Annotated in this window: 5 protein-coding genes and 1 pseudogene; 1 reads left to right on the forward strand and 5 read right to left on the reverse strand. The window is 33.3% G+C overall.

Translation table 11 applies throughout. The annotated features are described in order from the left end of the window. Positions 1-281 precede the first annotated feature (281 nt). The 4 genes from ACUVJL_RS07355 to ACUVJL_RS07370 form a co-directional block, all read right to left on the reverse strand. Entirely contained in the window at positions 282-1,082 is an 801-nt protein-coding gene (locus ACUVJL_RS07355; RefSeq protein ID WP_445245257.1) for a hypothetical protein, read from the reverse strand. Between the two features lie 236 nt (positions 1,083-1,318). After that, positions 1,319-2,722: an aKG-HExxH-type peptide beta-hydroxylase gene (locus tag ACUVJL_RS07360; RefSeq protein ID WP_333207693.1), complete on the reverse strand. Its 1,404-nt coding sequence runs from the start codon at positions 2,720-2,722 to the stop codon at positions 1,319-1,321. Positions 2,723-2,757: 35 nt separating this feature from the next. Next, entirely contained in the window at positions 2,758-3,918 is a 1,161-nt protein-coding gene (locus ACUVJL_RS07365; protein WP_445245258.1) for an FxsB family cyclophane-forming radical SAM/SPASM peptide maturase, read from the reverse strand. A 112-nt stretch (positions 3,919-4,030) separates the two neighbouring features. Further along, positions 4,031-4,255 (reverse strand): hypothetical protein, encoded by a 225-nt coding sequence (locus ACUVJL_RS07370; protein WP_333207691.1) that lies wholly within the window; start codon positions 4,253-4,255, stop codon positions 4,031-4,033. A 199-nt stretch (positions 4,256-4,454) separates the two neighbouring features. Between ACUVJL_RS07370 and ACUVJL_RS07375 the strand changes: the two genes are divergently transcribed. Continuing rightward, on the forward strand, positions 4,455-5,864 hold the full coding sequence (locus ACUVJL_RS07375) for an NB-ARC domain-containing protein (protein WP_445245259.1): 1,410 nt from the start codon (positions 4,455-4,457) through the stop codon (positions 5,862-5,864). On the opposite strand, the pseudogene ACUVJL_RS07380 reads toward ACUVJL_RS07375, so the two are convergent. Next, a pseudogene (locus ACUVJL_RS07380) lies at positions 5,853-6,039 on the reverse strand (homoserine kinase); the annotation flags it as partial. The gene ACUVJL_RS07375 and the pseudogene ACUVJL_RS07380 sit on opposite strands and share 12 nt — an antisense overlap.

Here is a 6,039-nt window from a genome sequence, read left to right on the forward strand (position 1 = left end):
TTCACACTTGCTCCTGAATCGGCTGTTAGGTCGATCGTCCCCTAACTTCTATCTTAGGAAGGGTTTTGCGATCGGGGGTGGAACTTTAGGTGAATTTTAGATCCACATCGAAAATTGAGGAGTTCGATCGAGTGTTGAGTCGGGAATTGTATCCAAAATCACGAATTGTTTGATTAACCGCAGAGGACGCTTAATGTTGGGAATATCTCATGGGCGATCGAAACAAATTTTGTGATTAAGTTATCAATCACACTTTGCAGAGCGAGTCCGATCGCGAAACTTTAAGACAACAAACTTTCAATAATTATTGCCCAAATTGGAAGTTTGTTAGATATGTGGTTTTTGATTTGAGTTAAACCTCGATCGAGTTTGACATCAATAGAGTTAATAGTCTTAGCCATCAACATTACATTCTTATCAATTTGAGCATCGTAATTATATACTAAATGGGTAATCGGAGTTTTTTGTTTATGAATATCCTTAATAATATCCGAGCAATCTGCTTTGAGCAGCCAAGAACTTATATACCGTTTGTAATAAAAATCAAAATCAACTATTTGACCAGATAATTTTAAGTAACTTCCAGAAACAATGAATAGAGGAGATACTCGTCTCCATAAGCTACCAAAATCATGAAACTGATCGGTATTTGCTTCATTCTCGTAGTCAAAATATTGCGTATAAATAGCCATTTGATCGGAACCCCACAAATAGCCTTTTTGATTTAGTAGCATTTGCGCTCGGAATAAATAGTTATAAGACTTTTGCGTAATTAATAATCTGCTTATGTCTATTTTATCATTATCTATGATGTAATCCACATATCTTAGATGTAAATCTAAACATAATTGCACAGTCCCCCAAAAAATAGCATTTTCCTGCTGTTCTAAAACTCCTAGTCCTTCTAACATAGGTAGTGTATAAAAATAGAAATATCGTTGGGCGGTTTTTTGATCCTCCACATCTATTAACAAATTTCGATCTAAAGTTAATTTAGAATTCAAAATCTCTTTTTCTAAATCAAGAATATATTGTAAGTCTTTTTCTTGAATATTGTTGATAATTTTTTCTACAAGATTCATTATATTAATCCTCGTTTAATTAAAACTAAATTATACATTTTATACGCTCCCTAAAGTGTTTTTGATAATCCCTATTTTGTCAATCAAGTATCTTTGGAGAAACTAATTAAAAATGGAATCTCTACTTCATGTTTGTCACCTTTAGCAAAATAAGCACTGATCTGAGAATTGTCTCGGTAAACTCTAATAATATTCCCCTCAACAATACAAGTATCACCTTTAATTTAGTGTAATTCCTAGCCTTCACATGATTGATTCAATATTGTATGGTTGTCATTATTTGCCCAATCAATAGATACTTGAAGTGGCAATGTTTGTATTCCGACTAAATTAGGATTTGCCGCTTCCCATTTCTGCTGATGTTCTTTTAATTTAACGTCAATCAGTTGTTTTTCTGTTTGAGAGATTTCAGGTTCAACTCGATTGATATTTTCTTTTATTGCTTCAATCAATGCTTGACCAATTAAAGAAAATACTGCATTTATTTTTAAAACTTTAAGTGCAGTTAGCAGTTGTTGTTTAGCAGCATACACTCTTTGTTGTAAACGCTTTTCTTGTAAAAGAGGTATATCTGTTTTCAAAATTTTATGCTCAAATTCTAAAACAGCTTGAAAGACATAAATTCCCTGCAAAATACCACTGAGAGGTCGAGGATCGTCACGCCAAGGAGAATAATAAATTGCTTCAAGACTACCTTCTACAATGATTGGATCTAAATTCAATAAAGCATTAAGTTTATGATGATGATATTCATGGACTAAAGCTTCTACTATTACTGAGGTATCTGACATCCAAGATAAAACGAGAAGTCCTGGTATTTCTCGAAATGTCTGACTTCTATGAACATCAATAGCATGAGAATGTACTGGAACTAAAGATTGTACTCCGATGAAAATTTCACTTGCTAATAAACTTGAACAACTATCTATCAAAAACCAAGCTTCCTCTAAAGTAGATAGCCATTTAATAGTGGAAGTTGGTGTTAATTCCTCAAAATTCAAATCATAGCGACCACCTAAACGTAGATCGCTATCAAAAGCATTTAATTCAATGCCATTATTGAGATGAGGTATTTCATTTTGAATCATCTCCAAATTTTGATTTCTATCTGTATAAATATTAAAACTATCATTATTTGTGGTCACAAAACGCAATCTTTGAAAGGCAATATGTTGAGGATGCTGTAAATAAATTCCGGTTCCGGCTATGGCAATAATTCCAGCATGATCGGTATATAAAAAACACTCAAAATTTTCTATATTGTCATATTTTGCCATTGCTAAAATAAACTTTGGAAAAAATTCCAGATGAAACTTAATGTGCATTTCTGGAAACAGAATATGAGCTTTTTGGTTAACTAATTGCCAAGCTGTATCTAACCAAACACTAAAAGATGGATAGCGTAAAATCTTTCTTTGGGCATTTTTAGAAAATGCTTTTATTAACTCAAAAGATTGAGAAAAGTTGGTTAAACCATCAATTAACTTAGGTGATTCTGATTGCAGTTTTTGGGAGAGATTACTTAACCTTAGCAAAGTTCTATGATATTCTGCTAAGTAAATTACTTTAACTAATGGATCCGAAGCCCCGGTAGGAGAAACTAAGTTTTTGATGGTATTAATATCCAGCTCGATCTTCATTGCACTAACCCTAATTTAATAAGACAAATTTTTGACTAAACAGCAGGATTTTTTTTCTTCTTTATTGTTTGCATATCTTCAATTACTTGTCCGCGAATTGTAGTAATCATTTTTTTGAGATCGGAACAATACACTGATGGATTATGAAAGTAATTTTCGCTAGAGTATCTATGGGGAAGATAACCACCACCACAAACTTTAACTAAGTTACATTTTTGACAAGTTTCGCTCAAGTATTGCCACTTTTCTTGACGTTCAATGACTTTTTGTGACTCAAAAATTTCATCAAAACTGTGGGTAAATATATCCATTCCTAACTTGGTAGCTTCGGGATAAGTAACTTTCAAAGAATCAACGGCTTCAATATCACCGTTGGTTTCAATAACGGCAAAATCAACAGGGCTTAAACCCCATTCTTCTGAATTTCCTTGCAATCCTAGCATGAGCAAAATAATTTCCTTAAATTTCCTAATTTTGATTGTTTGAGGTTTTTGATGATACCAAATATTGAAAATCTTAAGTAGCCAGTCTGCATAAGGAGTTACATCAAGAGATTGTTCTTTACCAAGAGGTCTTAAATCATGGTGATTTAAAGGGAATAAAAAATCAATAGAAGGAGGCTGATGTTGTGATAAATAAGAATATACAGCTTCAGGATCGTTATGTAGATCGATCACACATAAAAAACCTGCCCATATTTTCCGTCCTCGATCGCTAGTTAATAATTGAAGAGTCTTTTCCAAACTGGAAAATGAAGATTTACCTTGATGATCTAAGCGATGTAGATCGTTAGCTTCTCGATCGCCATCCATACTTAGACCTATTGTTGTATTATTAGAAATACAGAAATCTAAGATTTCATCGTTTAACAACACACCATTAGTTTGTATGCCAAATCTTAGTTTAACATTAGGCACATTTTTTGAAATAATTTCTTGAAATTTTTTGAGATAGTCTAATCCTGCTAAAAGAGGTTCTCCACCGTGCATGATTACAGAAAATTCTGATACTTGATGTTTGGTGGTATGTCCATCAATTCTTTTACCTAATTGTGTAATAGTTGCTTCTGACATTTTCAACGGTTGCTGTTGCCAACTTTGATCGCTATGCTGATACATATAGCAATAGTCACAGTTAAGGTTGCAACGGGATACTACTTTACAAACCAGCGAATGTAAGGGTGTAAACTCAGCCATAAATTATGAGATGTTCAAAAAATAAATTATGTATGCCAGAATTAAATGGCTACTATTGCTTGAGGTAACTTAGTAGCCATTTAATTAGTATTCTGTAATAGCCAGTGCTTGACTACCCCCAAGCACGTTGATTGAACTCACCATGAGAAGAATGGCTCTCATGTCGATTATTATCAGATGCTGCCATTGGATTTTGAAAATTTATTTCTAAAATATTACCAAGTGCTGTATTTTTGAGTGCATCTAAGTCACTCAAGTCAAATTCTTCAAGGTCAAGAACAATACAATCATTTTGTGAGTAAGTATCAGTGAGTAATCTTTCTTTTGCTTGTGTCATTTTAGTAATGCTCCTAAAAAATTATCAACAACGGAAAAAGCACGACTTTTTAAGCCTGTGCTTGCTTTAAGAGCCTACCAAAATTAAATATGGGACTGCGATCGGAAAAACTCGGATTTCAACGGAAGTTTTGTTACACAATATTAAGCAGAAAATCGGAAAAGATAGGAAAAGATAGGATTAAAGTCAGCTATAATGGGTGAAACCTTTACCCTCTGTAGCTTTTGTGAATGTAAGCCAACTGTTACAATTTGTCGATCGGCTAGTGGTTGAACGAACTGGAAAGCACCTAGATGATGTTCAAAGGGCTGTAGTTGAGGGGACTTGGGAAAGACAAACCTATGATGATATCGCCCAGAAGTGCTATGTCACTAAAAATCATGTAGGTGATGTAGGTGCTGAATTATGGCAACTTTTATCTGAAATATTGGGTGAGGATATAAAAAAAACTAATTTTCGTTCTAGCTTAGAAAGAGTATATATTGAATCATCTGATAATTCTAATATTTACCATATAAATGGCAGTAATAATAATTTTTGTCCTACACAAATATCAAATCAACTCAGCCCAAGAAATAAGCTCTATGAAACTGATATAAATACTCAATCTACATCACATTATCGCGATTTAACCGTAGCTCCTCAAATCATTAATTTTTACGCACGACAATCTGAAATTCAAACCCTTTCTAATTCGATTAGCAATGACAATACTCGTTTAATCTCAGTATTGGGATTGAGTGGAATTGGTAAAACCACTCTAGTTAAAAGGTTTGTCGATCTCAATCTACAAGAATTTGAATTAATGATCTGGAGAAGCCTAAGATTTCCTAAACCTTTAGAGTTATTTGTTAATGATTTATTGAATTCTTGTAAACAAGAAGCTAAAGAAACTCTAGATGATAAGTTAAAACAATTATTAGATGTTTTGACAGACAAAAAATGTTTAATTATCCTTGATGATGTTCATAATATCTTTGCTACTACTCAATTGGCGGGACAATATCAAACTGAATATCAAGATTATCAAAACTTTTTCACCATGATGGCAGAAGTTGAACATCAGAGTCATGTGATTTTAATTAGTCAAGAGCAATGTGCGGAAATGGAGTGTTTAGACGAGGAATTATATCCGATTAAATGTTTAGACTTGTCAGATTTAGATGATGTGGCAATTCTGAAAGGTACAGGATTGAAAAATGAGGATAGTTGGTTAAAGTTAATTAATTTATATGAGGGTAATCCGGTTTATTTAAAAAGTATTGCTATTTTAATTAAAAAGATTTTTGATGGTGAAGTTGCTGAGTTTTTAGGCGATAATAGCTTGATTATTACCAAGGATATGCAATATAATTTTCACCAGTTATTTAAGAGAATATCACCTATAGAACAGCAACTTGTTTTAGAATTAAGTAAGTTCGATCAGCCTGTATCCAGAGAATATTTAAAACAGAGTTTAGATTTATCATCAATGGATTTAATTAATGGTTTACAGTCCTTACAACAAAGGTATTTAGTAAGGAAAATAAAAGAGGATAAAATCTTGTTTAAATTGTCTTCAGTTTTCCAAGAATATGTAAAGAATTGTTGTTTAAATTTACAACCCTAAATTTGAGACTTGTGCACCTTGAGTATCAAGAGAAATCGCCCTTACATCAGCCTTCACCTCAAATTCCCCCCAAGCAGCCGCCATCGCTTTCTCAACCGCTGAGGCAGATGTCACATCAGTTAAAGCTAAAAGTGTTGGCCCGGCACCGCTAATTACCATTCCATAGGCCCCTGCA

The organism is Microcoleus sp. OTE_8_concoct_300 (genome assembly GCF_031383065.1).
GTDB lineage: Bacteria > Cyanobacteriota > Cyanobacteriia > Cyanobacteriales > Microcoleaceae > Microcoleus.

Excerpts from the sequence above, each read along its gene's own strand:
- ACUVJL_RS07355 (WP_445245257.1), bottom strand. The coding sequence starts at position 1,082 with ATGAATCTTGTAGAAAAAATTATCAACAATATTCAAGAAAAAGACTTA.
- ACUVJL_RS07360 (WP_333207693.1), bottom strand. The coding sequence starts at position 2,722 with ATGAAGATCGAGCTGGATATTAATACCATCAAAAACTTAGTTTCTCCT.
- ACUVJL_RS07365 (WP_445245258.1), bottom strand. The coding sequence starts at position 3,918 with ATGGCTGAGTTTACACCCTTACATTCGCTGGTTTGTAAAGTAGTATCC.
- ACUVJL_RS07370 (WP_333207691.1), bottom strand. The coding sequence starts at position 4,255 with ATGACACAAGCAAAAGAAAGATTACTCACTGATACTTACTCACAAAAT.